Origin of the sequence: Bradyrhizobium canariense (assembly GCF_019402665.1) — a bacterium.
GTDB classification, from domain to species: domain Bacteria; phylum Pseudomonadota; class Alphaproteobacteria; order Rhizobiales; family Xanthobacteraceae; genus Bradyrhizobium; species Bradyrhizobium canariense.
The window spans coordinates 207,231-233,643 of sequence record NZ_VSST01000042.1 but is presented as its reverse complement, the minus strand read 5'-3'; the positions used below and the strand labels follow the sequence as shown (position 1 = coordinate 233,643).

Annotated in this window: 18 protein-coding genes and 4 pseudogenes; 10 read left to right on the top strand and 12 right to left on the bottom strand. The window is 61.1% G+C overall.

Translation table 11 applies throughout. The annotated features are described in order from the left end of the window. Positions 1-69 precede the first annotated feature (69 nt). Both FXB41_RS22950 and FXB41_RS22945 read left to right on the top strand, forming a co-directional pair. On the top strand, positions 70-969 hold the full coding sequence (locus FXB41_RS22950; RefSeq protein WP_219683299.1) for an HNH endonuclease: 900 nt from the start codon (positions 70-72) through the stop codon (positions 967-969). A gap of 66 nt (positions 970-1,035) precedes the next feature. Then, positions 1,036-1,173, top strand: a pseudogene (locus tag FXB41_RS22945) (GMP synthase (glutamine-hydrolyzing)); the annotation flags it as partial. A gap of 343 nt (positions 1,174-1,516) precedes the next feature. Here the strand turns inward: FXB41_RS22945 and gorA are convergent. From gorA to FXB41_RS22890, 11 genes are all read right to left on the bottom strand, one after another. After that, positions 1,517-2,989, bottom strand: coding sequence for a glutathione-disulfide reductase (gene gorA / locus FXB41_RS22940; protein ID WP_219683348.1), 1,473 nt, complete (start codon positions 2,987-2,989; stop codon positions 1,517-1,519). Positions 2,990-3,289: 300 nt separating this feature from the next. Then, positions 3,290-3,805, bottom strand: coding sequence for a Dps family protein (locus FXB41_RS22935; protein ID WP_219683298.1), 516 nt, complete (start codon positions 3,803-3,805; stop codon positions 3,290-3,292). A gap of 150 nt (positions 3,806-3,955) precedes the next feature. Continuing rightward, positions 3,956-5,581, bottom strand: coding sequence for a GMC family oxidoreductase (locus FXB41_RS22930; protein ID WP_219683297.1), 1,626 nt, complete (start codon positions 5,579-5,581; stop codon positions 3,956-3,958). Between the two features lie 650 nt (positions 5,582-6,231). Continuing rightward, positions 6,232-7,026, bottom strand: coding sequence for a COG3904 family protein (locus FXB41_RS22925; protein ID WP_246649062.1), 795 nt, complete (start codon positions 7,024-7,026; stop codon positions 6,232-6,234). Between the two features lie 581 nt (positions 7,027-7,607). Then, positions 7,608-8,027: a cupin domain-containing protein gene (locus tag FXB41_RS22920; RefSeq protein ID WP_219683347.1), complete on the bottom strand. Its 420-nt coding sequence runs from the start codon at positions 8,025-8,027 to the stop codon at positions 7,608-7,610. A gap of 88 nt (positions 8,028-8,115) precedes the next feature. Then, complete coding sequence (locus FXB41_RS40935) at positions 8,116-9,555, bottom strand: MFS transporter (protein ID WP_311985872.1); 1,440 nt, start codon at positions 9,553-9,555, stop codon at positions 8,116-8,118. Positions 9,556-9,795: 240 nt separating this feature from the next. Further along, positions 9,796-11,112, bottom strand: a complete 1,317-nt coding sequence (locus FXB41_RS22910; protein WP_246649061.1) for an MFS transporter — start codon at positions 11,110-11,112, stop codon at positions 9,796-9,798. A 625-nt stretch (positions 11,113-11,737) separates the two neighbouring features. After that, positions 11,738-12,139 carry an SPW repeat domain-containing protein gene (locus FXB41_RS22905; protein WP_219683295.1) on the bottom strand — a complete coding sequence of 134 codons (402 nt, stop codon included), beginning with the start codon at positions 12,137-12,139 and terminating at the stop codon, positions 11,738-11,740. A 647-nt stretch (positions 12,140-12,786) separates the two neighbouring features. Next, complete coding sequence (locus tag FXB41_RS22900) at positions 12,787-13,320, bottom strand: DUF1993 domain-containing protein (protein ID WP_219683294.1); 534 nt, start codon at positions 13,318-13,320, stop codon at positions 12,787-12,789. Between the two features lie 176 nt (positions 13,321-13,496). Further along, positions 13,497-14,048: a cytochrome P460 family protein gene (locus FXB41_RS22895; RefSeq protein ID WP_246649059.1), complete on the bottom strand. Its 552-nt coding sequence runs from the start codon at positions 14,046-14,048 to the stop codon at positions 13,497-13,499. 560 nt (positions 14,049-14,608) lie between these two features. Further along, complete coding sequence (locus FXB41_RS22890; protein WP_219683292.1) at positions 14,609-15,646, bottom strand: hypothetical protein; 1,038 nt, start codon at positions 15,644-15,646, stop codon at positions 14,609-14,611. A 407-nt stretch (positions 15,647-16,053) separates the two neighbouring features. On the opposite strand from FXB41_RS22890, the gene FXB41_RS22885 reads away from it, so the two are divergent. The 8 genes and pseudogenes from FXB41_RS22885 (at position 16,054) to msrA (ending at position 25,853) form a co-directional block, all read left to right on the top strand. Next, positions 16,054-17,178 (top strand): efflux RND transporter periplasmic adaptor subunit, encoded by a 1,125-nt coding sequence (locus FXB41_RS22885; RefSeq protein WP_376707508.1) that lies wholly within the window; start codon positions 16,054-16,056, stop codon positions 17,176-17,178. Then, positions 17,175-20,354 carry an efflux RND transporter permease subunit gene (locus FXB41_RS22880; RefSeq protein ID WP_219683291.1) on the top strand — a complete coding sequence of 1,060 codons (3,180 nt, stop codon included), beginning with the start codon at positions 17,175-17,177 and terminating at the stop codon, positions 20,352-20,354. Before FXB41_RS22885 ends, FXB41_RS22880 begins: the two co-directional genes overlap by 4 nt. A 302-nt stretch (positions 20,355-20,656) precedes the next feature. Then, a pseudogene (locus tag FXB41_RS22875) lies at positions 20,657-21,107 on the top strand (DUF983 domain-containing protein). Positions 21,108-21,209: 102 nt separating this feature from the next. Continuing rightward, positions 21,210-21,254: pseudogene (locus FXB41_RS42015) on the top strand (hypothetical protein); the annotation flags it as partial. A 34-nt stretch (positions 21,255-21,288) separates the two neighbouring features. Beyond that, positions 21,289-21,585, top strand: a complete 297-nt coding sequence (locus FXB41_RS41780) for a glutamate--tRNA ligase family protein (protein ID WP_311985871.1) — start codon at positions 21,289-21,291, stop codon at positions 21,583-21,585. Between the two features lie 204 nt (positions 21,586-21,789). Further along, entirely contained in the window at positions 21,790-22,170 is a 381-nt protein-coding gene (locus tag FXB41_RS42010; protein WP_376707507.1) for a glutamate--tRNA ligase family protein, read from the top strand. A gap of 1,210 nt (positions 22,171-23,380) precedes the next feature. Then, on the top strand, positions 23,381-24,979 hold the full coding sequence (locus tag FXB41_RS22865; protein ID WP_219683290.1) for a sensor histidine kinase: 1,599 nt from the start codon (positions 23,381-23,383) through the stop codon (positions 24,977-24,979). 346 nt (positions 24,980-25,325) lie between these two features. Further along, a pseudogene (gene msrA, locus FXB41_RS22860) lies at positions 25,326-25,853 on the top strand (peptide-methionine (S)-S-oxide reductase MsrA). 21 nt (positions 25,854-25,874) lie between these two features. Here msrA and FXB41_RS22855 read toward each other — a convergent pair. Beyond that, positions 25,875-26,408, bottom strand: a complete 534-nt coding sequence (locus FXB41_RS22855) for a hypothetical protein (protein WP_219683289.1) — start codon at positions 26,406-26,408, stop codon at positions 25,875-25,877. Between the last annotated feature and the right edge of the window lie 5 nt (positions 26,409-26,413).

Genomic DNA, 26,413 nt, shown 5'->3' with positions numbered 1-26,413 from the left:
CGCAGCGAAACCTATCGGAATCGCAGAACGAGATTGACGGGTGTCGCTTCCGACGAGTTTAATTGAGTTATGGCATTTGGGGTATTCATCCATCGATCCGACTCGATCTACGATGACAGCCCGGCTGAACGTTATCAGTTTCCCAGTCAGTACCTGCGTCGTGTTGAAGCCTGCATTGACGATTGGGTCATCTATTATGAACCGAGCAAGGTAGCTGAAACGCGAGGCTACTTTGCGATTGCAAGGGTTCAGCAAGTGATTCCGGATCCCGGTACTTCCGGGATGTACCTCGCGGTGATCGAGCCAGGAAGCTATCTCGATTTCGCCAATCCGGTCCCCTTCAATGGGTCGAACGGACCAGTAGAGCGGGGTGTTTTGAACGAGCAGGGACGGATTTCGGGACGGGCTCAGTCCGCTGTCCGTCCACTTTCGCTCGAAGATTTCAATAGAATATGCGCCCTTGGTTTCGCCGAGAACGTGCCGTTATTGCCGCGGCGTGACGACGATGTCCGACCGCTCGATTTAAACGAGGAGCAGGCGCCGTTCAGGTTCGACCAACAACGCGACCGCGTCAGCCTGACTGTATCGAGAATTTTGCGTGACCGGATTTTCCGCCGGATCGTGCTCCGGGCCTATGATGAGCGTTGCGCGATCACCGGGCTGAAGCTCATCAATGGAATGGGGCGCGCCGAGGTGGCCGCCGCCCACATCCGACCAGTCGAGGCGAACGGACCGGATATCGTTAGTAACGGGATTGCTCTTTCAGGCACCGCGCATTGGATGTTCGATCGTGGTCTCATTAGTTTGGCGGATGATCTGGAGATATTGATCTCACGTCAGACAAACGATCGCGAGAGCGTAAGATCGGTCGTCAACAAGACCGGCCACGCGCTTGAACCGCGGCGGCCATTGGATCGTCCACATCCACATTTCCTGAAATGGCATCGCGAGCACTGCTTCAAGCAATAGGTATCGATAGGAATATGTTGGATTAGGGAATTGCGGTGACAGTGCATAAAAGCTTGCAATGCGCGCATGACCGCGGACTTTTACCAGTTCGACATGAAGTTCTTGGGCGAGACCGCGGCGCGCATCATCAACGAGGTGAAGGGCGTGAACCGGGTGGTCTACAACGTGACGAACAAGCAGCCTGAGACGATTGCGTGGGAGTAGTGGGAAAGGCTGCTACGGCGTGGTCTGGCGTAGGTTTTGGTCCTTTCATAGCTGGGTCCTCTTCAAAGTGACTTCCACTAACCTGATGGAGGCCAAACTTCGATCCTGCTTTCGCCAAGTGAGTAGTGTGGCGTATTGCGGCGTGCAGAAAGGTCGGAGCTGGTGGCCCCAAGCCTCAGGTGACGGGAGGCGGCTGATGACGCAAAGCGGTCCATGAGTTCTGGAAAGGCCTCATTGGCTCCCGCTGGCTGGCCCCAGGTCGAGCTTCCTATCGGCGGCTACATCCAAGCCGAGCAGGTACCCCAAACGCGTCGCGGTCGCGCCCGCGCACGCGCCGGCCACCTCAAACGGAGGCGCCTGGGACGAGCGGCGTTGACGCGTCGCGCCGGTCGTAACGTACGGTCGGGGTCTGAATTGCAACGATCTCCTCGCCGACTGTCGGGTGCACGGCCATGACCGACATAAAGTCTTTCATAGTGGCTCCGCTGCCGACGGCGATGGCTAGCACCTGGATCATCTCGCTGGCCTCATCAGCGAAGATATGGATCCCAAGGATCCGGTCAGACTCGCAATCCACGACGACCTTCAGAAGCCTGGCCTCGCAATCGCCCGTTACGGCTGCCTTCAGCGGGCGGAAGCGGACCTTGTAGACGTCGACAGCAAGGTATTGCGCCCTCGCTTCCAGCTCCGTCAGGCCAACGGTGCCGATCTCGGGGCTGGAGAAGACCGCGGTCGGCACATTGGAGTAGTCGACCTGCCAAGCTTTCTTGCCAAACACGGTGTCGGCGAACGCATGGCCCTCGCGTATCGCGACTGGCGTCAGGTTGAATTGGTTCGACACATCGCCCACCGCGTAGATGTTCGGAATGTTTGTGCGCGAGTTTGCGTCGACAATGATAGCGCCGTCTGCCCCAGTCTTGACCCCTGCGCGGTCGAGCCCGAGCGAGGTCGTGTTCGGGGTGCGGCCGAAGGCGAGCAGCACCTGGTCGGCCACCAGCCTTCCGCCTTGTTCGGTGGTAACGTCGATTCCTCCTGAATGGTCGCCACCGCCGACGCCCGTGTGCCGTCGTCGGAGGCGGCGGATGCTGTCGCCGAACATCAGTTTAATGCCACGGTTCGTGTAGGACGCGGCGACCGCCTGGCGCACGTCCTCGTCAAAGCCGCGGAGCACATTGCTCCCGCGACAAACGACGGTGACGTCGCTTCCCAGCGCGGCAAACAGACCGGCAAACTCCATCGCGATGTATCCAGCGCCGCCGATGACAAGCTTTCTCGGGAAAGTCTTCAAGTCGAAGACGCCGTCGGAGGTGATACCGAGTTCAATGCCTTCGAAGGGAGGCAGTTCGGGGTGTGCGCCCGTCGCGATCAAGATCGTGCGCGCGCGTACGCGGCGGCCGTCTTCGAGGAGGCGCACCGTATGCGCATCCTCGAGCACAGCGCGAGATCTCACGACCTCTACGCCCGCGCCTTGTTGACCGGTGACGTAGAGCCCCTCCAGCCGCGTGATCTCCCGGTCCTTCGCGGCGACTAATGACGGCCAATCGAAATGCGGGACTGAAAAGCGCCAGCCGAATTCCGCGGCCTCGTCGAACGAGTCGCTGAAACGGCTCGCGTACACGAACAATTTCTTCGGCACGCAGCCGCGGATGACACATGTCCCTCCCAGCCGATACTCCTCGGCGAGCATCACTTTGGCGCCGTGTCCCGAGGCGACGCGCGCGGCGCGGATGCCTCCCGACCCCCCGCCAATCACGAACAAGTCGACGTCGAACTCCGCTTCACTGCAAGGTGCTGGCGCCTTCGCCGATTTTGACACGCCTGGGGAGTCCTGCAATAAATCTGTGTCGTTCAAGTCAGTATCCAATCCATTCTATGCCGCCGGTCGAAATGCGTGCGCTGATCGCACGGTCCGCGCATGCGCGAGGGCGAACGTCCGTCTACACCTGCTCTCACTCCGGCATTCAAATGGCCGAGAGTGAAGCCACACGCTGCCAGCTCGAACTTTGATGCATCGTGTTTTTGGACTTCGGCTCAGCGCATCCCTCGACGATCAGTGCAGCCGTGCGGCCTCGCTCCGGAACCACGCCTGCTTTCGGCGGCGAGCGTTCGCATGCGGTCAAGCTCTCCTGGTCGTCTCGAACAGGAACCATGTGCGATGTTCCGCCTCGTCGATCCAGTTTTCGATCAGGCTGGCCGTGGCTACATCGCCGTGCTCGTCGCAAACATTGCGGGTCTGCCGCATGCGTTGCGTGAGTGCCAGGTTGTCTTCCTTCAGCTCGGCCAGCATGTCTTCGGCAGTGACGAAATCCGCGTCATTGTCCGCGATATGCTTCACCGTCGCGATATGGCCGATCGAGCGGATCGTTGTGCCGCCGATCTTGCGCGCTCTTTCCGCGATGTTGTCCGTCATCGCGAAAATCTGCGCAGCCTGCGCGTCAAGAAGGAGGTGATAATCCCGGAAATGTGGGCCTGATATGTTCCAATGGAAGTTCTTGGTCTTGACGTAAAGCGCGAACACGTCCGCCAGAAGCACAGTGAGGGCGGCCGAAATATCCTTGGTGGCGTTGCAGCCGAGATTACTCGGCGTGTCGAGCGGCGCCTCGCGGCGCTTTCTCGCATCCTCAATCCTCATTTTGTTGCCTCCTTCAGGGTTGATGCAGCCTTACTATTCGCGGAGGATGGCTCTGAACTAGCAATTGTGCGAATTCGAGCTGCACGTTTGCGGAAACTCGGCCCTTCGACGTGAACGACAGGGTCGATTCCGCCGTCGATGAGTGTCTACTCAGGCTACTTCGGCTTGCGCCAGGACTCCCTTAGTCAGCTTCAGATCGTCGACCAACATCCCCGTGCCGTGGCGCGCGAGCGCCTGGGTCGGGGCGTTGGTATTGCCACTGGTGATGTTCGGCATGATAGAGGCGTCGATTACCCGCAGACCGTCGACCCCGCGGACCCTAAGCCTTGCATCGACCACAGATCGCGCATCCTGGCCCATCCGGCACGTCCCGACCGGGTGAAACATAGTCGTCACGACACGCTTCACCCATTCGCCGATCTCGGCGTCCGACTGGAGGCGCGGGCCGGGCTCGATCTCTTCCGCGATCACTGGCGCCAGCGACTCCTGCTCCATGACCTTGCGGACCGCGCGCACCGCTTCCACCGCAGCCCTCAGGTCTTCTTCCTCGCCCATGAAGTTCGGGTTGATGAGCGGCATCGATCTCGGGTCGCTGTCGGCCAGCCGCACCCAGCCACGACTCTTCGGCTGAAGCACCACGAGTTCGAAGGTGATGCCCGAGCGGTCGCCCGTCGGGCTGATTCCATCGGCCGCAATGATAGGCACGTGATAGCATTGGATCGTCGGTTCGGCGGCGAAGTCCGACGGATTCCAGTGAGAAACCGTCTCGATGCCGTTACCCGACGCCGGACCATCCTTAGTGACGTAGTAGCGTAAGCCCGCCTTCACGGTTCCGAGACCCTGCGCGGCTGCCTGATAGCCGAGATCGCCGTTTACATAGGCACGGACCGGCACGATGCAGTGGTCGTGGAGATTTTCGCCCACCTCCGGAGAATCGACTACCGCGGTGATGCCGTGCTGGCGCAGCTGCTCGGCTGGCCCGATGCCCGAGTGCATGAGGATCATTGGGCTGTGGACCGTGCCGGCCGACAGCACGACCTCGTCGGCCATGATCCTTTCCAGACCGTTGTTCATGAGCTCAACGCCAACGGCCCGCTTGTTCTCCACGATGATGCGAACGACGGTCTTGCCGGTGAGAAGGGTGACGCGGCCAGAGGCGAGGTGCGGACGCAGATAAGCATCGACCGCACTGCACCGCCGCTGATTTCCGACCGTTGACTGCACAGGCGAGACGCCTATCTGGCTCTCGCCGTTATAGTCGGGATTATAGGGAAGCCCATATTCCTGGAAGGCTTTGAGGCAGTATTGGTTCAGCTTGTTGATGCCTTTCGGCAACTGGACCGACAGGCCACCATCGATTCCGTGATATTCGTCGTGAAAGGTGTCGTTGTGTTCCTGCGCCATGAAGACGGGAAGCAGGTCCTCATACGACCATTTGCCGGTGTCGCCGACCGCGACTTGCCACGCGGCGTAGTCGCGTATTTGGCCACGCACGTAACACATCGCATTGATCGAGGAGCCGCCGCCGAGCACCTTGCCTGAGCGATAGGCTCGCTTCGTGCCGTGCAGGGGAATCGTTTCGTATTTCCAGACATGCCGGTCGTGGGCCAGCATTTTTGCGAAGCCGGCAGGAATATGGATGAACGGATCGTGATCCATGTCGCCTGCTTCGATAAGCGCGATCGACGCATCGGTCTGTTCGGCGAGATGACTCGCAACGACGCAGCCGGCCGCGCCCGCACCAACAATGAGAATGTCATAAGCTTCCTGGGACATCAGTGTCTTTCTTTTCGCGCCATTTGTGTCGTTCAATCAACACCCGTAGCCGGAGCACCGCCACAGCGGTGCCTGATCCTGAAATTGATTGGACCATGCTTTTTTTTGGGAGAATGACCTTGCAACGCTCGCTTGGGAAATCACCTCTCGCCATAGAGTCGATAGACGATCGTTATTGCCGCTCGCCGCGCGACGTGATGCCGTGCGAGGAATGCCATCAGCCGCATGGCACTTCGAAACCGACGTTGCATTCTGCAGAGAAGTCTAAGCCGCGTTTCAGTCGCTGTATTGGCAATCATGACGTCGCGGATTGCGTAGCTGGTGCCGCGAAGGTCGCGCAGGGAGCCTCGGGAAAGACGAGAACGGACAAAAGGCGCGAGGCATGGCAGGTTGGCGATGCGGCACCAGAGTATGATTCACGAATCTAGGATGCGACTCGAGATGTCCACTTCCGACAGATAAGGAAATCGTCCTTTCGGCTGGCCGGATGTGCGCTACCAAAGCGGACGCGGAAGCCGCAGCCGGGGAGGTCCGCATTGAGGGAGAGCGGACGCGGAGCAGGGCAGGTCAAGATTTTCCGCTCTCTGACACTTAGGAAACAGCGATGCCCTTTGATTGTCTGGAGGCAGTACCTTCGAAAGAACTACTCGCTACTCTTGCCCAGCGGAGGCCGCCGCCACAGTGCTCACGAAGAGATCCTGTAGCGATTTGGGCGACAGCTCGACCGGGCTTGCGTTCGGGCTGCCCAGCGGAGCAGCATTGTCGGTAGTGATGAGATTAGTCACTCGCAATTCTTCCGGGGACAGTTCATGTAAATCTTCCCAGGGCGGAACGTTTAGCGAAAGTGATAGCAGATCACCCGCGCCGCCCATGTCGAAGGTGTACTTGGCGAGACGTCCGATATCGCGCTCCACAGTGGTGAGATCATCCGCGGTGTAGCTCGCGGCTCGTGCATTGTCAGCGCAGTAGCTCAACCAGATTTGATGCACGCGGACATGCGCCCGTTCAGGCACGTAACGCGACTTGCCCGACAGCAGCAGAAAAACGCACATGGACTCGCAGTAGGCCTCGGGCGACACGTGGGCCCGCTCGCCACGTGCGCTGGGAGTAAGCACAGTCCCCCCAACGGTCGTGACCATTTCGAGCGCCCGAAACCGCTGTCCGAGCGCGATCGCGTCATTGACCGACCCGCCGCTGGAATCCAGCACGATCGTTTCACCCTTGAGCTGATGATCGTGCGCGAAGGCATCGAAATCGCTTGGGGTCTCGGCGGTGATGATGCCGACTGCGCTGACCCAGCTCCGGCAATTCGGCTGACAGGCGACCCAGCTGAAATTCATCGGCAAACCTCGTTTTTCGAGGACCACGCCGGCATACGCCGAGCAGCTCAGCATGGCGACCAGGCCGAGCAACGCGATGCAACGGCTGGCGGCGCTGAGCAACATCCAAGCCCCGGTGGCCGGCCAGCGAGCAAGCATGATTTCCTTTACCTCGGCCGGTTATCGGGTGGGGTTAGTCGCGTTAGGACGTATATGCACTGGCAGCAGCCGGCGCTGCCACTCCTGCGATGCAGCTCCAGAACCGAATCTCGGCCAACGCTGATGCTTGGCACGCCATTTCGGGCCGGGGCCCCGCATGTCGCGCAGCTCGGGTCGGTAGCTGTCCCGCACGTCCATAATTAGGTTGCGAATGACACTGGCGAACTCCGAGACGAACTCAGCCGTCCTACGAGCAAAATCCGAAAATGCGGTTGCAGCCATCGTGATCATGGATGAACCTCTCCTGTTTCTCTTGCCGCTCAACACATCGGCCGTTATGCCCAAGCCTAGCCTCAGAGAGACGGGCCAAGCCATTGCACAGAGGTTGACCCTCACCTGACCTTTGGCTGAGAAGATCACACCAAGGTTTACGTCGTGGCCACGAGAGCCTTGCGCCTGATGGAAACGTCGCATCTGCTTCATGGCGCATTGTCGCTCTCAGCAGGGCCAATCTAACTGGCTACTCGTTTTACGATCCGTCTAAAGCTTTAGTTGATAGGCGTGGTCAGAGGGTCGTCATTGGTGTCGAGGACGAAGACAGCGAGCAGCTTTGCCGGCTCGGTCTTGCTCGCGTTGCGGCTGATCGAATGGATATCGCCCGGCCCTTCGGACCAGCTCTCGCCTGAGCGATAGATGCGCGTCTCGCCGTCATTCACCTTCGACTCGATCGCGCCCGAAATCACATAGGCGTAGATGAAGGCCGACTTCGCGTGGGTGTGGGGCACGGAGGCCGCGCCGGGCGTGTAATCGACTTCCACGGCGATCAGCGACTTGCCAGGCATATTGGGAATGGCCGCCTCGAAGTTCTTTGTGACGGCTTGCGCTTTACTATCGTGGGCGTAGATGGGGCCCGTGATCGAGAAGGCCAGCGCGGCGCAGGTGGCGGCGATGGTGGTACGGATGTTCATGGGCTTTCTCCTTCTTCCTACAGGATGGTCTTCCTTCTTCATCGTTTCCTCCGGCCTTGCCGGTCTGCTGATTAAGCCACCAAAGAGGTTAGTCTGGCGGGATGAAGTCGACGTGGGGCCCTGGCTCAATAATGAACACCGCGAGCGTGGCGAGAACGCACGCGACCGCGGCGACAGCCATCGCCATGTGGAATCCCCAGAACAGCTGTGCACCGCCCTGCTTCAGGACGCCGCCGAGCAGGGCAATGGCGAAGAGGGATCCGGCCCGTGAGACCGCGCTGTTGATACCAGACGCGGTTCCGGCGCGATCAGGCTCGACGGAGGTGAGGACGAGGGTGGTCAACGGTGCGATTGCCAGGCTCATGCCCAGCGATACCAGGAAGATGGAGGGGAAGATGTCCGCCCAATAGGTCGCGTTTGAACCGACACGGAGCGTCAGGGCGCATCCCAAGGCGACAACGGCGCCGCCGGCGAACAATGGCAAGCGCCGGCCGTACTGGCGGCAGAGCATGCCGGCGAGCGGGGAGATGACCGTAATCAGCACTTGCAGCGGAATGAAGGCCAGGCCTGCGACCTTCGTCGGCAGGTGCGCGCCCCGAATCATCACGAACGGGATCAAGGTTAGCGTGACCGTCAACGCTCCATAGAGAAGCGCCGTGAACAGGTTCGCGCCGACGACCGACCGCGAGGCGAAGAGGGACGGGGGCAGCATGGCCTTGTCGCCCAGTCGCCGTTCGGTCAGGATGAGGCCGGCTAAGCCGCCCAAACCGACGATCAGGGTGACGAGCACCCAAAGGTTCAGACCGGAGCCGTTCGTCAGACTGGTCAGCCCTGCGCCTAGCCCGCCGAGCCCGACTGTCGAAAAGACCGCGCCACCGACGTCGACCTGGGTGTGGCTGGCCGGGCAGTCCTCCGGTATCCACACGGTGCCTACGGCCAGCGCGACGGCGACTGCGGGCAGCAGCATCAGAAAAGTCGTCCGCCAGGACCCGTGATCGAGGATCACGCCGGCAATCGCGGGCGCGACGCCGCTGGCGACAGCCGCGGCGGCGGACCAGATGCCCACTGCATGGGCTTTCTTCTCGGCGGGAAAGGCCTGCCCGAGCAGGGAAAGGCCGTTGGGTAGGATAAAGGCTCCGCCCAAGCCTTGCAGGAACCGGGCGACGATGAAAACGACAAAACTCGGGGCGAAGCCAATCGCCGTCGCGCCCAGGCCAAAGAGAGCTATCCCCACGAGGAAGATCCGCTTCTGACCGAACCGGTCACCCAGAGCGCCGGCGGCCAGTGTCAAGGCCGCGAGCGGCAGGAGCTCGGCGTTCATCACCCACTGCAGGTCGAGCGGCGAAAGGCGCATATCTCGCCCAATCGCCGCGAGCGCGACAGTGACGACGGCGCTGCTGACAAACACAAGGCAGCTGCCCAGGCTCGAGGCAGCGAGCACCTTTGTGCTGCCCTGCGCGCCTTGGCTTTCGTGGGCCATGATATCGATCCCGCGCGGCTCGTAGGCGAGGCTCGTTTCCTCAAGCATGATTCTGACCTTCACCGGTTGGGCGCCGGATCGGAAAAGAGTTGCAGCGGATCGGGATGCTGTGCCGGCCAGCGGGTGAAAATTGGATGATTGAGTGTCACTTTCTGCTCCCAGATAGCGGGCCGAGCTGCGCCAGGATGAGTGAATCTTTCCCCTGGATGTGTGCCGAGACGTCACCACGATCCAAAAGGCGACGATGATCCACGAGCAACGGAGAACCGCTCGCCCATCCCCGAGTCCTCACGGACGAACACGGATGATCGTCTTCCCCGCGCTTCGTTCGCTCTGCTTGAAGGCGGCGGCATCGTCGAGGCTCGAAGAGCTGTCGCAGTTGCTGTTCCCCGTCGCATCAGTGTGCGGATTGCGTGCACCGAGAACAGTGAACAGGGTGGCGCCGAGGGCAATTACCCCGTATCCCAAGGCGATCTGCGGTAGCGAGAAGGTGCTGGAAAGTTTGCCGGAGATGAGACTGGGAAAAGTGGCGCCGCTGTAGCAGACGAGGTAAATCGCGCTGAATATCGGTGCCCGGTCGGCCAGCGTGCTGCCGTGCAGCAGCCCACGGGTTGTACCGCTGATAGCGATGCCTTGCCCGGCGCCGGCGACTATGGTTGCGGTGATGAACAAAGCCAGTGTGCCGGCGTTGATCGCTGTGATGATGCCGATCATTCCGGCCAGGAAGGTGATCATGCCGACGCGTTGGGCTACAGAGGATTTGAACCGGCCGCCGATGGGAGCGCCGAGAACGCTGGGGGCCATATAGGCGGCGAACACCAGTCCGAGGATGAGCGGGCTGCGGGTGTGGAGTTGATCTTCGACAAGCGCAGGCACGAAGGCTTGATAGAAGGCTCCGGTCGCCCAAGTGGCCGGAAACACCACTGCCGCGACAGGGAGCAGATGCCTGACTCGGGCCGGCACACTGACGCTGGGCAGCAGTGATCGCCAAGCGACTGGCGTCCGAGTTGCGGTTTCCGGGCTGATGGCGACGAGCATGGCAGACACTGATAAGAAGCCGACGCAAACCAGGTAGATAAGATCGCGTGGCCAGAGGCCGAACTGGACCAGGGCGCCGGATGCGATGGCGCCGACGGTAAGGCCGAGCATTGGTCCTTGGCTGGAGGCGACGGAGGCCAACCATTCCGGCCGGGCCGGTGCAGCGTCGACGATGTAGGAGGTCAAGGTGCTACTGGCCAACCCGGTTCCGACGCCCATCAGGAGGCGACCGGCGAGCAGGGTGCCGATGTCGTGCACATCTAGCAGCAGCAGACAGCCCAGCAGGAGCAGACCGAGGCTGCCGATCGCGGTGAGCCGGCGGCCGAGATGATTGGATAGCCGTCCCAGCACCAACAGTCCAACCATGGCGCCGACGGAGTAGGTGACGATTGCCATCGAGACGCCAAAGTTGGTGAACCCGTCCTCCGCCCGGTAGAGGTTGTACAGGGGGATCGGAGCAGCCGCCGTGGCAAACGAGACCACCAGGGAGACTACCGCAGATACGAATGCCAGCCGGAGCGTTCCGCACCGGTGAGTCTGGTTGATAAATGGTGCCAGTTTTTGCATTGAAGGCTGCATCCGTCGTGTCTCGCAATTCGGGCGCACAAGTCCAAATCTCCGACTGCGTGGTTTCACCGAGTGGCGGTGATCGTCGACGCCAGGGCTGACGAGTGGCTCGACCGCTGATTGTTGCTGTGGCGCACATAGTCAGGGGGGCTGTCGCACTGCTGTCCCTTGACTATTATCCATCAGGTACCGCCGGCATTCATCCGCGCCGCAGCGCAGGATGTCGCTTGCCGAGCCTCCGAGGTGCACGTGCTTGCCCTCGGGATATGTGCCATCAATTGACGAGTCCAGCACGATCTGTGCGATGTCGTCAGCAACGTACACATGGCGCGCCTTACTCCAGCGGCAGGCCGAGCTTGAGATCGCCCTCGAGTGTGGGCGGCGATCTCGGTGTGATCAGTGATCGTTCGCCCATGTTTCGCGATGAACACGGCCTCGGGAGCGTGCAAGCTCATCATCGCGCTGACATTGCCTGAATTAAATCGTCAAGCGGCGCCGCGAGCATGCCCTCGGGTTCAGTAGGGAGTGAACAGGACCCGAACATCAGGGATCTCCTGTTCGTGCTGGTTGAAACGTTGCCTCGGTAATACGCGAGGAACGGCCCTCGACCAGGCCGTCGCCGCCTTCAACCCACGGTGCGCCTGTTAAATCCTGAACGCATCGCGACTGACTCCTCAGACGCGTTAAAGACCGAGGTCGTGAGCAGGACAGCGGCAGCGAGGACCCAGTAGTACCAGGCGTCGAGCCCCAAGAATTTGAAAGCAAACGGGGCGATGACAAACACTACCCCGACGGAGCGATCGACCCAAAGGTGTAACCAGTAGGGAATGATCCGGACGAGCCCGGTAGGATGGTCGGTCAGGGCGGCCAAGAGTAGCGCCGCGATACCGACAACAACCGAAAGCCACATTGCGACCGGTTCGCTCTGGCCGAGCTTCAGCACGAACGGCGCTGCGATCAATACGATCGCGACGGGATAATCGATTAGATAGGCGTGGATAGACTTGGTGATGAAGCGGAACGACATTGGTGACTCCTACTTTCTTGGTTGCCCGAGGAGGGCCCTGCCACGCGGAGAGTGCATCCACCCAAGAGGACGATTACGCCGCCCCATGCTGGCTGGCACTCGCACAACCGTCACAGGTCAGCCCGGCTAGATGCACAGAAAAGCTAAGCCGGCACGCCAACCATTGGAAATGTCCAGTCGTTATGGTTTCCATTCCACTCGCCCGGAGCCACGGAAGCGCGCTGGTGCGGCATTGCGCGTCGACCACACGTCCAAGAACGGAGTGAACTACAGGCGCACAAGGCGACGATGCTTCGGCGTCTGTCAGGAAAGGCTCGGGAAGGTCGGCCCGGACGTGCCATACGTCGTCCGCTTCATTCCTGGCACCCCACCCAGGTTCGCGACGGTCGCCGTGCGTTCATGTCAACGGGAAGCTTCGACCTTTGGTGTCGCGGCTGTCAGCCTGCGATCTCCTCCTGCGCCAGGAAGCCTTTGCAAGCGCGCGGTCAGCTCCGCGGCCTCCACCTCCCTTACAGCAGCCCCGAATTTAAGTTTGAATCGCAGCGCGAAGTAAATGACCTCTGGCAACCAGCTTAGTATCAGCATTCTCACAAACGTGCTTTGCTGTAAGGCCTCGGCCCGTTCCGCGCATCGCGCCCGCAAGCCTCTCACGAGTAGTCACCTCCGCTTTGCTGAGTGAGGTTGCCGAGGTAGTCACGCTTCCCGATCTTTGCTCCAAGGTGCCGGAGGATCGCGTGCGCAATCGAGATGTGGAAGAAGAAGTCGGGCAGCACCAGGTGCCGGATGTAATCCTCGCCGCCGAACCACCCACGCACGATAGGCGGTGTCAGCTCGTATGTGTGTGACTGTGCGCCGGAAACTTCGTCCGGCTGCACGTTTTGGAGAAAACCGCGGGTCTCAAGGAGCCGTCCCTTCAACGCCGGATACATAATCGGGGTTTTGCTGGGTGCCGGCGGGTCGTGCTGCATCAACTTCGCCATGTGCACCTCCACCTTGTTGCAGCCTACGGAGAACTGTTCTCCGAAAGTGAGCATGTCGGGCACGAGCCGCTCGCCAAGGATGCTCCCAGGCTCAAACGCCTTGGTCCGTTCGAGTGCTTGGGCGTGGTCGAGATAGTCGTCCATTACGTTCAGTCCATGCAGCATGACAGGAACCGTGATGTCGTAGACCGAAAAGGACACGCCGAACTCCATGTGCTCGTTTGTAGTCTGAACGTCGGTTGGGCCCGACAGGTCCGTAATCGAAACGAAAACTTGCAATAGTCCTTCTATCTCACAGCTTGATACACCAGCTTGCCGGACTCGACAGCGGCCTCCGCGAAACATCATTCGCCGGAGAGTGCCTACCCATGCGAGGTCTAGTGACGCAGGACGGGATATCCGTTCACGTAAATCCAATCGGTGGCTTTGGCGGGCACATGGCACCCCTGGCAATCGGAATGGTAGTCGATCGAGGTGGTCTTGAGCGGCTTGTCCGCATCGAACCACGACCAGCCCCACCCGTCGCCCCACAACGGGTTGCCGGGGTGCGTTTCCTTGCTGTCTCTCACCATGACGAACCAGCCTTTGAGCTTGTCGGCGTGACTTACTGTGCCGGTGGTCATCTCGTTCGTTGAAGTCGTGAAGACCTCTTTGACCAGAATGGCGCCGTCCGGGAAGTGCCCCGTCTTGCGGTAGGCGTCGATCGCCCCGGGCGATGCGTAGACGCCGTGCATTTCCTTCGAGCCTTCGCCGCTGTCGGCCGCAATCGCCCAGCTCCCGAGCGCTTGGTAGAGGGTTCGGTAGTCTGCCGGGACGCGCAGGTGCCCGGCGGCGTCCACCACGTTCTCGGTCGGGTCGGCCGGCGGCGCTCCGCTGATCTGAGCAATCGCCGCCAGGGTGCCGGCGACCAGCGCGAGGGCGACAGCCAAGCCGATAGTCCTCGATAATTGCATGGGGGGATCTCCTGCTGGTGGCGCGCCACGGCGGCTCGGCGCAATGGCTTCATTCGATGTCGACGCGGCCTCGTGTTCGGTCGACCCGGTGGACCTCAGGATCGGATGCAGCGGGCGAATTTTGAAATTCCCTTTGGACATGCATTCGATAAGCGTGGGGTATCGTCGTCCAAAAGCTCTGTGGGCGTCGGCGGGCCCGTCCATTCGATCGGCCGTCGGGGTGTACGTCTTCCAACACCGCCTTGAGGTCAAATGACACCGTCGGAGAGGTCAATCACCACGCGGGCGCGGGCAGAGCTCCTTTCAGCAATCTGCAGTAATCGTGTTCACGCCAACTTTCGGTGAAGCCCCGATCACCTCGTGGCCGCCCCGACGCAGAACGGCGCCGCTTTCGAGCCAATCAGGCCGGCGCGGCCGATCACGCAATTTCGTTGCGGGAGCCTCCAACAGAAAACCAAGAAAGAAGGATTCTCAGATCGGGGATTCCGCGGGCCTTGCGCAGAACGGCTATGCGACCGCAATCGTGACGTTGCAAGTCACGAAGCCAATGCACCGATCCTGAGCCCGGACATTCCCGCGATGATCGCGGCCGCGACGATGGCGCTCATCGCGACGCAGACGCCCCAAAGGCGATCGGCATTACGTTGATCGACACCGTGCGCGATCAGCACCGCTCTTAGCCCTGAAGCAAGGTGACTCAGGACGAAGAAGGCGCCGAGCGCGTAGTGAGGCAGCAGACGGATATTCCATGCGTCATGAATAAGCCCGGTCGGGGCTCCGATCGCAAAATTCCAATCCGTCGGTATGCCGAGGAAGCTTCGCGCGTAGATGAAGACCGAGTTCATGTGGCCGAGAATGTACACTGATAGATAGGCTCCCGAAGCGACCTGGTAGGTCCGCTGGAAGTCATGCGCTGCGGCGCTCCAACGCCACGCCAGAAAGAGGCCGGTGCCGATCTGGAAAAGCATGGCCGCCACCAACAACGGTTCCCCTACCGCAGAACGATAAACCACGCGCCCAATCTTCATAACGGCCGCATGCGCATCCGGCCCTATCAAGCCGAACAGATGATTGGCGAGATGAAACACCACGTATAGGGACAGGACCGCCGCCGTTACCCCGTGGACAACCCGCCAAGCCCCGACTGCTGGCGCAGCTGGAGCTACCGGATCTGCCGCAGACTGCGACCAGATCGCGATTGCGATCCAAATCACGCACCAGACGACCTCGTCGGGGATAGGACTTTTGATCAAGATCTGCACAACGCCGAGAAACACATAGAGCGTTGGTGACACAACGCTGGCATAGGCGAGGCGTCTTGAACCGGGACCGGACGTGGGACGACATGCCAGGGCGATCCCAAGAAACGGCACGATGAACGCAACGACCAGGATGAATGTCGCGCTGGCGATTGCCAACGCTGGCGGGCTTTCGGCCTGGATGCCGACGAAGGCATGAAAAGCATTGAGCAGAAACGGATAGCAGATTGCCGCCGCTGCCGGGACCAGAGACAAATAGTCAAAGCGCTTCTCGAGAAACCTTCGGCGGTTCTGCAGGCGAACGAATGATTCCATCGTGAACCTATGAAGCCACAATAAAGAAACTGGCTTACGAGACGACGTTTCAAGACGGGTTTGTAAACTTGCCTTCGCGTATCACGCCGCGCGGCAAGCGGCAATTACGATCATTTATCGACTCTATGGCGAGAGGCTATTTCCCTTGTCGTGGTCGCAAGGTCACTCTCCAAAGCATCGTACCGAAACTGTCAGTGCCGAAACGGACACGCGGAATGCGATGCCAGAATGAGGAGCCACGAGGCTCGATATCCAAAGCAACCACGCAATTGCAGTCGTCAATTGCGACGTTCGAGGTTGTTCAGGAGACGGAAGTGAGTGCGATTGAGAGAACGGAGTATTCGGCTGCGGCGACCGGGCCCAATCGCGGTTCGTTTCGCCGCCTTGCACGATGGGACGGCGCACCGATCGGCATGCTGTTCGCCCTCGCGCTCGCTGGCTGCGACGAGAGGGCGCAGTCGCAGGCGGCCGCGCCTCCGCCGCCGGTGACGGTGGCGCAACCGGTCAAACGGACCGTCACCGACTGGGACGAGTTCACCGGTCGCTTCGAGGCAATCCAGGAGGTTCAGGTCCGTGCCCGCGTCGGCGGCTTCGTCAACAGCGTAGAGTTCAAGGATGGTGCGATCGTCCACGCTGGCGATCTGCTTTACGTCATCGATCCGCGCCCGTTCGAGGCGGTCGTGCTGCAAGCCGAAGGGCAGCTCGCCGATGCGCGCGCCAAGGGAGAGCTTGCCAAGCGCGATCTCGAGCGCGGCCTGACCCTTGTGCAGACCAGCGCGGTCTCCGAACAAGTCGTCGATCAGCGCCGTCAGGCGCTGCAGGCGGCGCGTGCCGCCGAGACCCAGGCCGAAGGCGCGTTGAAGGCCGCACAGCTCAATGTCGAATTCACCCATGTGGTGGCGCCGATCACCGGCCGCGTCAGCCGCCATCTGGTAGCTCCGGGCAATCTCGTGCAGGGCAGCGAGGGCAGCGCGACGCTATTGACCTCGATCGTATCGCTCGATCCGATCTACATCTATTTCGACGTGGACGAGGCGACCTATCTGAAGAACAACAAGCTGTGGTTCGAGGGCAAGCGGCCGAGCTCGCGCGACACGGCCAACCCGGTGCAGGTCACGCTCACCGGCGAGACGAAATCCTCGCATGAGGGCAAGATGGATTTCCTCGACAACCGGCTCGACGCGTCGACCGGCACGCTGCGCAGCCGCGCGATCATTCCCGACCACGATCTGTCCATTCTGCCCGGGCAATTCGGTCGCGTGCGGCTGATCGGCTCCTCGCCCTATGAAGCGCTGCTGATGCCGGATACGGCGATCGCGACCGACCAGTCGCGCAAGATCGTATTCGTGGTGAAAGATGACGACACGGTGGAAGCGCGCGGGGTCGAACTCGGGCCATTGGCTGAAGGTCTGCGCGTGGTCCGCACGGGCCTCAAACCGGATGATCGCGTCATCATCGACGGCATCCAGCGGGCTCGCGTCGGCGCCAAGGTCGCGCCGAAGAAGGCCGAGTTCGGTGGCAAGAAGTCATGAATCTCGGGCGTCTTTCCGTCAATCAGCCGATCCTGGCGATGGTGCTGTCGATCGTGCTCCTGATCGTGGGAGCGATCGCCTACAGAACGTTGCCCGTCGCAGAATATCCGGAAGTGGTGCCGCCGACCGTGGTGGTGACCGCGGAATATCCGGGCGCCTCCGCGCAGACCATCTCGGATACCGTCGCCGCTCCCATCGAGCAGCAGATCAACGGTGTCGAGGACATGCTGTACATGTACAGCCAGGCAACATCGAATGGCCAGCTTACCATCACCATCACCTTCAAGGTCGGCACTGATCTCGACAAGGCGCAGGTGCTGGTGCAGAACCGCGTCGCGATCGCGCAGCCGCAATTGCCTGAGGAGGTGCAGCGCAACGGCGTCGTCACCAAGAAAGACTCGCCGGACATTCTGATGGTCGTCTTCATGTTGTCGCCCGACGACTCGCTCGACCAGCTCTACATCTCCAACTATGCGTTGCTGCAGGTGCGCGATCAGTTGCTGCGGCTTGACGGCATCGGTGACATCCAGATCTTCGGCGCACGCGATTATTCGATGCGGCTGTGGCTCGATCCCGACAAGATCGCCAATCTCGGCCTGACTTCGAACGACGTAGTTGCGGCGATCCGCGCGCAGAACCTGCAGATCGCGGGCGGTCAGCTTGCGAGCCCACCGATTGCCGACCGCGCCTTCCAGCCGAACCTCACCTTTGTTGGCCGGTTGAAGAATCCATCCCAATTCGAAGGCATCGTCGTCAAATCGGGCCAGGACGGCCGCATTGTTCGCCTGCGCGACGTGGCGCGGATCGAGCTCGGCGCGCTCGACTATTCCACCAACAGCTTTCTGTTCCGCAAGTCAGCGGTGGCGTTACGGGTGACGCAGCGGCCAGGATCGAACGCGCTTGCGACCGCCAAGGGCATTAAGGATACGATGGAGGAGCTGAAGGCCGGTTTCCCCAAGGGGCTCGAGTACAATATCGGCTACAACCCGACCGAGTTCATCCAGCAGTCCATCAGCGAGCTGATCAAAACGATCTATGAAGCGATGGCACTCGTTGTCGTCGTCGTACTGGTGTTCCTGCAGGGCTGGCGTCCGGCGGTCATCCCGATCGTGGCGATCCCGGTGTCGTTGGTTGGTACCTTTGCGGCCATGGCAACCCTCGGCTACGGCATCAACAATCTCACGCTGTTCGGCCTCGTGCTCGCGGTGGGCATCGTGGTCGACGACGCCATTGTCGTGGTCGAAAATGTCGAGCGGCACCTGGCGCGCGGCTCGAGCCGGCGTGACGCCGCGCTAAAGACCATGAAGGAAGTTGGCGGCGCGCTGGTCTCGATTGCGCTCGTACTGTGTGCGGTGTTCGTGCCGACCGCGTTTCTCGGGGGCATTACTGGGCAATTCTTCCGGCAGTTTGCGGTTACTATCGCGGTCGCGACAGCAATCTCCTGCTTCTGTTCGCTGACCCTGTCGCCGGCACTCGCTTCGCAGATCCTCCTTCCGCACCAGGAGAAGCGGCGGCCGGCCGCCTGGAATCTGATTGCGCGCGGCTGGGAATTGTTCACCAGGCTGTTCAACCGCGGTTTTGACTGGCTGTCGCATGTTTATGCTGACGTCGCGGTCTTCTCGATCCGGCATCGCCTGGTGATGCTGCTCGTCTATGTGGTCCTGATCGGCAGCGCCGGCTGGCTACTTGTCACCACGCCGCAAGGCTACATTCCGGCACAGGATCGCGGCTACGTGATCATATCCGCGCAACTGCCGGGCGCGGCCTCCCTGGGTCGGACCACGGAGATCGTTCGCAGGATCGAGGGCGTGGCGCACGATACGCCCGGAATTTCGCATGTCGCCGTCTTTGCAGGTCTGTCGGGAGCGACCCGCACACAGGCGAGCAACTCGGCGGCGTTGTTTCCGGTGTTCGAAGAACCGGAGGTGCGCCTTAAGAAGGGGCTCAACGCGCGGATGATCACGGCGGATCTGCGCAAGCGGCTGTCAGCCATCGAAGGCGCCTTCATCATCGTGATCCCACCGCCGCCGATCCCGGGCATCGGCACCGGCGGTGGCTTCACCATGCGCATCCAGGACCGGCAGGGCCGTGGTCCGAAACTGCTGGCGGCGGCGACCGATGAGCTCGTCGCAGCGGCACGCAAGTCCCCGCTGCTCCTTACCCCCACGGTGTTCTCGCCCTTCTCCGCGAACACGCCGCAGGTCTTCGTCGACATCGATCAGGTCAAGGCGCAGAAGCTCGGGGTTCCCATCCAGAACATCACCGACACGATCCAGACCTATTTCGGGTCGACCTATGTCAACGACTTCAACCTGTTCGGCCGCACCTATCACGTCACCGCGCAGGCCGACCTTCCGTTTCGGAAAGAGCGTGCTGATCTTGCGCGGCTGCGGACCCGCAACGCCAATGCCGATACGGTGATGCTCGGCAGCGTGGTAGATTTCAAGGACGTCTCGGGTCCCGATCGGGTCGCCCGCTATAATCTCTATCCGGCGGCCGAGCTTCAGGGCGAAGGCTTGCCGGGGACGAGTTCGGCGACCGCGATCGCTGCCATGAAAAGGCTCGCCGAGAATACACTGCCGAGTGGCTTTTCCTTCGAATGGACCGACCTGTCCTATCAGCAGGTTACCGGCGGCAACGCCGGATTGTTCGTGTTCCCGATCTGCGTGCTGTTCGTTTATCTGGTTCTGGCCGCGCAATATGGGAGCTGGAGCTTGCCTTTTTCCGTCATCCTGATTGTGCCGATGTGCTTGCTTGCAGCCACGATCGGGGTGCGCATCATGGGCCAGGACGTCAACATACTCACCCAGATCGGCTTCATTGTGCTGGTGGGATTGGCCGCCAAGAACGCGATCCTGATCGTCGAGTTCGCTCGGGACATCGAGCTCGAGGGCAAGCCGCGCCTGGAGGCGGTGATCGAGGCCTGCCGGTTGCGACTGCGGCCGATCCTGATGACCTCGTTCGCCTTTATCCTCGGCGTGCTGCCGCTCGTGATCTCCACCGGCTCCGGATCGGAGATGCGCCAGGCGGTCGGCGTCGCCGTGTTCTTCGGTATGCTTGGTGTCACGCTGTTCGGGCTGATCTTTACACCCATCTTCTACATGGTGGTGCGCAACCTTGCGGAAGGCAAGAACGAGGGCGCGCCGACCCAGACGACGGCGGCCGCGGCGGAGTGAGTCGCGGTGATGCCAATGCGCGATGAGGCCGGAACAACTCGCGCTCGCTGCGCACGTGGATCAAACAGTGCGCGACCGGCCAAATGGACCTTCCGATTTGCGAACGTAACATGTCCGGGAATGCGCAAACCTCCGAAAATGTGAGGCAGTTTGTCCAGACCGCCTGAGCCTCCGCGGCTGTTGTAGCGCGGACGCGCAGCGCGTCGTGATCACATCGGGTTATTGACTACATGTAACATCTGAATGACGCTTGGGCGCCGTTGCCGAATACTGTGCTGCCGTATCAGGCAGGAGGACGGGCGATGGCCACGACGGTTGAAGGCCCTGTTGGAAGTCCCGACAACGACTGGACGTCTGCGGAGACTGCCGCCGGGCGCAACGCTGGCCTCTCTCTTCGGAGGGGCGTTCGAGGACGGTGCCCGCGCTGCGGTCGCGGTCGCCTGTTTTGTGCATTTCTCAAAGTCGACGACCACTGCTCTGTCTGCCGCCTCGATTTCACTGGACACCGGGCCGACGACCTGCCGGCCTACCTCGTGATGGTCATCGTCGGACACGTCCTGGTTCCGGTAATTCTCTGGATCGAGGTGGACTATGCACCGTCGCTGGCGTTTCAGCTTGGCGTCTATCTTCCGATTGCGGCCTTGGGCTCGATAGCTCTCCTGCAGCCGGGTCAAAGGCGCCATTGTGGCGCTGCAATGGGCGCTCGGCATGCACGGCTTCGGCGCGCACCCGCCCGACGAGCTCCAGGGTTGAGGCGGAAGGTGTCTCAACAGAACGACCTCAGAGAATCGGGGGCGAGGGCCAGCAGTTTCATTCGCAGCATCATAGCGTCTGACCTCGTGACACACGCGCTTCGTGGTCGCGCGCTTTCCACCTGAGCCGAATGGCTTCCTCCATCTGAGGCACGCGAAGTCGATCGTACTGAATTACCAGCTTGAAGGAATTCGGCGGCCGCTGCAACTTGCGTCTCGACGATACGAACCCGGCAAAGGAGAGGGTGGAGTACATCGACGCAATCAAGCGAGACGTCGAGTGGCTCGGATTCGATTGGGCACAGGGCCTCCGCTTCGCGTCCGACTACTTCGAGCAGCTCTACGCGTGGGCCTGTCATCTCGTTCGCATCGGCAAGGCATGCGTAGACGACCGGTCCGCGCACGACATCAGAAAGGGCAAGGGGAACGAGTCCCGGCCGGAACAGCGCGTTCCGCGACCGCAGCGTGAAGGAAAATGAGAGCTATTCGCGCGGATGCACGCCGGCGAGTTCAGGAATGGTGAGCGGGTGCTCCGCGCGAAATCGACATGGCCTCAACGAACCTCAACCCGCGCGCGCCCCGTCATCTACCGCATTCTCAACGCCAACCATCCGCGAAGGCACGACCTGGCACATCTACCCGAGCTACGATTTCGCGCACGGCCGGTGTGACGCCATCAAGGGGTGAGCCAGTCGCTGTGCACCCTCGATTCGAGGACCACCGACCTCTTTACGACTGGTTCGTCGAAATCTCCCGTGCCATCGAGACCCCCACAGTATGGATTCGCTCGCCTGGGTATTATGCCTACCGTCCTCTCAAAACGCGCGCTGACGGAGCTGGCGCGCGACGGCCACGTGGCGGGCTGGGACGACCCGAGGATGCCGAGGCTTGCGGGCCTGCGCCGACGCGGCGTGCCGGCGAGGCGGTACGCCGGTTCATACGCGGCGTCCGGGTTTCGAAGGCCAAGAGCACGATCGATGATGGTGTCGTGGGCACAGCGATCTAAGATGTCCTCAATGAGCGGGCTCCGCCACGGATGGCGCTGCTCAAGCCGCTCAAGGTGACGAGCGAGAACTATCCCGCAGGCCGGATGGAAGAGTCGAAGCGCCAAACCACCCGCGGACCCGGCCTTTGAGAAGGAGAGCCGTCCGATTCTCCCGCGAGCTGTACATCGAGCAAGACGCTCCGCTACGCCTGCCTCGTCGCTTTCACGGTGTCGTGAAGGACGGCCCGGGCAGTGTGGTCAAGCTACGCTGCACCTACCCCCGACAGCAGAGGTGGCGCCGGCACCCGCGGGCGAAAGGTCGGGGCGACAATCTCCTGGGTGAGCCCCGGCGACGCTTCGCCGGCCGAAGTCAGGCTCTACGGCCGGCTCTTCGCCGCAGCGAGCGCCGGTTCGGGTTATGTGCCGATTCAGTCACCCTGAGTCCGACCCCGGGATCAGCTGAGTGCGCACGCTTGGATCCCTATCCGAGCCGGCGCATGCGGTCGAATTTGGGAGCTGAGTGGTCTGCTTCCACGCTACACCTCGATGTCGCTGCCGTACCACATCGGCAACGGAAGGTTCGCGGCATGCTGAAGCTGATCGCGACCGCCGTCGTTGCCGAAACCGCGCATCAACTGCAGAGACAGCTCAGGTTGTCGTCGGCATCATGTGCGCGGCATCGCCTCGGCGGGCGAACTCAGAAAAAGGTCGGACCAAGAGTCCGGTTTGGGCGCAAGGGTAAAAGATTCCATAAAGCAAATCAAAGCATTTGGCTGTACAGAGCCATGATGTTGACGGCGGTCATCGGCGGTGTTTCTGGGCACTACAGAGGGTTACGCGGGCGTCGGCAGGGGCGGGCCGTTTCTGGAGTTGCAATTTACTGGAACCCTCCGCTCGGCCAAACGCAGCAGGAAGCCCACCACCCGATGCAACCCCGCCGAAAGATGCGCAGCCCGCCAATGAAGTTGGTTGGAAGAGGCCGCGGACGTGCACGGGGAAAGGACACGAGAGCTTCACTCGGGACCCGCTCGCGCTGGAGGTCGGCTGACCAGGCGCGAGTCGTTAGCTAACTCAACCGCAAATGCGGGAATCGTCGTGCCGGCATTGGCGAAGAGTTATCGCTGGCGTTAGACTGTGGTCGAGGCGCCCTGCGACTTCGGGCTAGTGAGATCCGACGATCTCGTGCCAAATGGTGGATAGGAAAGGCACCACATTTCTGGAAGTTTGATTACGAAAAGGCCGGCGAACTCGAAATTGCCGCCCATCACGGGCTTCGACGTGAGGCGAATATGTTGGTGGAAAAGTCATCGGACGGATTACCGGCGCATGAGTTTGTACTCTCGAACCTTTCGCCCAGCGTCGCTCAAAGGCGGTTCGCGCTTGGCGTTGTGCTGGTGCTGCTCATTGTCTTTGTCATCGTGGCAGGCCCGCTCTCGGGCCTGCCACTGAAGCGGGTTGACGCCTTTATACCCGCCTACGGCACTGCGATTTTCGTCATCGACTCTATCACCGCAGCCCTGCTCTTCGCGCAGTTCTCGGTTCTACGCTCGCATGCGCTCCTCGCACTGGCGAATGGCTATTTCCTGACGGCGCTCATCGCAATTCCCTGGACGCTCACATTTCCAGGCGTACTGGCGTCGGAGGGCGGCCTTGGCGGCGGGCTCCAGAGTACGGTTTGGCTCTATGTCTTCTCGCACGCGGGCTTCGCCCTTTTCGCGATCGTCTATATACTGCTGAAGGATGTCGATCCGATGGAGTGGGTGTCGCCACGCTCCATTCGTGCGTGGGTCCTGACGACCGTGGGATCGGTTACTGCGCTCGTCTGTTGCGCAACAGTTTTGGTGACAGCAGGCCATACGCTCCTCCCGCGCATCATGCTCGACACGGCGCAGGTTTCCTATCTCTGGTACTACGTGGTCGGACCGATGGCGGGGTTGTTCGTCGTCGCGCTTGTCTTGCTATGGCTGCGGCAGCGCTCGGTGCTCGATCTCTGGCTGATGTTGGTCTTGTTCGCATACATCATCGAAATCGCCCTTACCGCCTTTCCTCTCCCGTACCGCTTTAGCGTCGGCTGGTATGCCGGGCGAGTTTACGGCGTGCTTTCCGGCAGCCTTGTGCTGCTCATCCTGATGAAAGAAGTGACGATGCTATACGGTGAACTGCTGCGCGCAGTCCTTGCCCAGCGGCATGAGCGCGAGGTGCGTCTGCTGACGGGAGACGCGGTCGCAGCCACGGTTGCGCACGAGATCAAGCAGCCATTGTCGGCGATGACTATGGACGCCACTGCGAGCCTGCGCTGGCTCGATCGCGCGACGCCCAACATCGATGAGGCCAAAATCGCATTACAGCAAATCGTGAACAACGGGCACCGTGTGGGAGCGGTGATCGAGAGTATCCGGACGCTCTTCAAGACGGAAGCACGAACCCGGAGTTCGCTCGATGTCAACAATCTCATCCGGGAAGCTCTGGCGCTCGTGCGCGACGACCTGCGGAGGCATCGGGTGGCGGTTCAAACCGACTACAAGCAATCGCTCCCACCCATAGAGGGCAACCAGGTTCAGCTGCAGCAGGTGCTCGTGAATTTGATCACGAACGCGATCGATTCAATGGCCACCGAAGATGAGGACCGGGTACTTTCCTTAAGGTCTAAAGTCTACGATTCCGGCAGTCTGATGGTGTCGGTGGAAGACGTGGGGAAGGGTGTCGAGCCGAGCGCTATCAATCTGATATTCAAACCGCAGTATACGACGAAGGTGCACGGGATGGGGATGGGGCTGTCGATTTGCCGGTCGATCATCGAAGCCCATGGGGGGCGGTTGTGGGTGACCGCCAATCTGCCTCGGGGTGCCATTTTTCACTTCACGCTGCCCGCCTACCGGGAGCACTAGCATTCGCAGTGCTACTCTTGAAAGACTCAGGTGGTCGAATCGTGTCTTTCTTCAACGATCCTTAAAAACGTCCAGAAACATCAGGCTTACAGGAGTTTCCTTGGAGCGGTATGTTTCATGTGCGGGCTGGTCCCGTTGTCCTCGGGTGCGCGTCCTTGATCGCCTCCAGAAGGCGCCGCTTTGCGCTCACCCGGATGCTGAGCTCCTGGAATCTGGATCGTGTAAGTCGGCGTCCATCCTCTCGGTTCACGGCTGGTTATCGATTGGATGCCTGCTTTCTATGATCTCACCGCGTCGGGGACCAGTACTCTCGCGTAACGGCGTGGCAGGTCGGAGGAATCCCAGGATGACGACAGAGAAGGCGGTGCTGGCCGGCGGGTGCTTCTGGGGCATGCAGGAGATCTTCCGCCGCCTGCGAGGCGTGGTGTCGACGCGAGCCGGTTACACCGGCGGCGACATCGCCAATCCGACCTACGGCAATCACGAAGGGCACGCCGAAGCAATCGAGATCGTGTTCGATCCCGCGGTCGTAAGCTACCGGGCGGTCCTCGAACACTTCTTCCAGATCCACGACCCGACAACCTACGAGCAGCAGGGAAGTGACTGAGGGCCCAGCTACCGTTCTGCCATCTTCTACACGGATGAACAGCAGAAGGAGATGGCCCTCGCGACGATCGCCGAAATCGAAGCCTCTGGTTTGTGGCCCGGTCCCGTGGTGACCGAAATCAACCCTGAGGAGCGGTTCTGGCAGGCGGAGTCGGAGCATCAGGACTACCTGAAATGGCGGCCGAGCGGCTACAGCTGCCACTTCATCCGGCCGAACTGGCGGCTCCCGTCGGCCCCTGCGTTCCAGAATCCACGGACCGCCCAATGAGTCAGGGACGAGGCTCGTTGGCTATGCTGATGGCGACGCGAAGACGTCGGCTCCGCAGTGGCGGCGCATAATAGCGCTGGCGGCTTCGAACTGCTCTGCGCTGGCCGGGTAGACGATTAGCACAATGCCACCGTTGAGGATCTGGCTCTCGGCCCATTCGTGCACGTGGCCTTCGTGTCGCCGCCCGAACAAAGCTGCCAGCCAGCCCACGCTACCGCCGGAAGCCAACCCCGCCAGCAGAGCAGGTGCGGCCGCTCCACCAATCGCTGCCAGGACGGCGCCGGCTCCGGCGAACGACGCGACAGTCGCCGCGAGCGAGGTCGCGAGTGTGCGAACCTGCTGCCGGTCGTCGCTCAAGCTGATGTCGATGCGGGGCAGCTGATTGATGTCGCAACCGACGGCGCCGGCGCAGGACGCTGCAATATCCTCCTGCGCCAGGTAGCTTATGCGAGCGCGGTCGATCCCCGCGGCTCCCATTTCGCTTACAACAGCCTCGAATTCGACTTCGCTTTGCAGCGCGCCAACGACCTCTCGCAACTGGCTCTTCAGCGGCATCCCGT

Excerpts from the sequence above, each read along its gene's own strand:
- FXB41_RS22950 (WP_219683299.1), top strand. The coding sequence starts at position 70 with ATGGCATTTGGGGTATTCATCCATCGATCCGACTCGATCTACGATGAC.
- FXB41_RS22935 (WP_219683298.1), bottom strand. The coding sequence starts at position 3,805 with ATGAGGATTGAGGATGCGAGAAAGCGCCGCGAGGCGCCGCTCGACACG.
- FXB41_RS22930 (WP_219683297.1), bottom strand. The coding sequence starts at position 5,581 with ATGTCCCAGGAAGCTTATGACATTCTCATTGTTGGTGCGGGCGCGGCC.
- FXB41_RS22925 (WP_246649062.1), bottom strand. The coding sequence starts at position 7,026 with ATGTTGCTCAGCGCCGCCAGCCGTTGCATCGCGTTGCTCGGCCTGGTC.
- FXB41_RS22920 (WP_219683347.1), bottom strand. The coding sequence starts at position 8,027 with ATGAACATCCGTACCACCATCGCCGCCACCTGCGCCGCGCTGGCCTTC.
- FXB41_RS40935 (WP_311985872.1), bottom strand. The coding sequence starts at position 9,555 with ATGCTTGAGGAAACGAGCCTCGCCTACGAGCCGCGCGGGATCGATATC.
- FXB41_RS22910 (WP_246649061.1), bottom strand. The coding sequence starts at position 11,112 with ATGCAAAAACTGGCACCATTTATCAACCAGACTCACCGGTGCGGAACG.
- FXB41_RS22905 (WP_219683295.1), bottom strand. The coding sequence starts at position 12,139 with ATGTCGTTCCGCTTCATCACCAAGTCTATCCACGCCTATCTAATCGAT.
- FXB41_RS22890 (WP_219683292.1), bottom strand. The coding sequence starts at position 15,646 with ATGGAATCATTCGTTCGCCTGCAGAACCGCCGAAGGTTTCTCGAGAAG.
- FXB41_RS22880 (WP_219683291.1), top strand. The coding sequence starts at position 17,175 with ATGAATCTCGGGCGTCTTTCCGTCAATCAGCCGATCCTGGCGATGGTG.
- FXB41_RS22865 (WP_219683290.1), top strand. The coding sequence starts at position 23,381 with ATGTTGGTGGAAAAGTCATCGGACGGATTACCGGCGCATGAGTTTGTA.
- FXB41_RS22855 (WP_219683289.1), bottom strand. The coding sequence starts at position 26,408 with ATGCCGCTGAAGAGCCAGTTGCGAGAGGTCGTTGGCGCGCTGCAAAGC.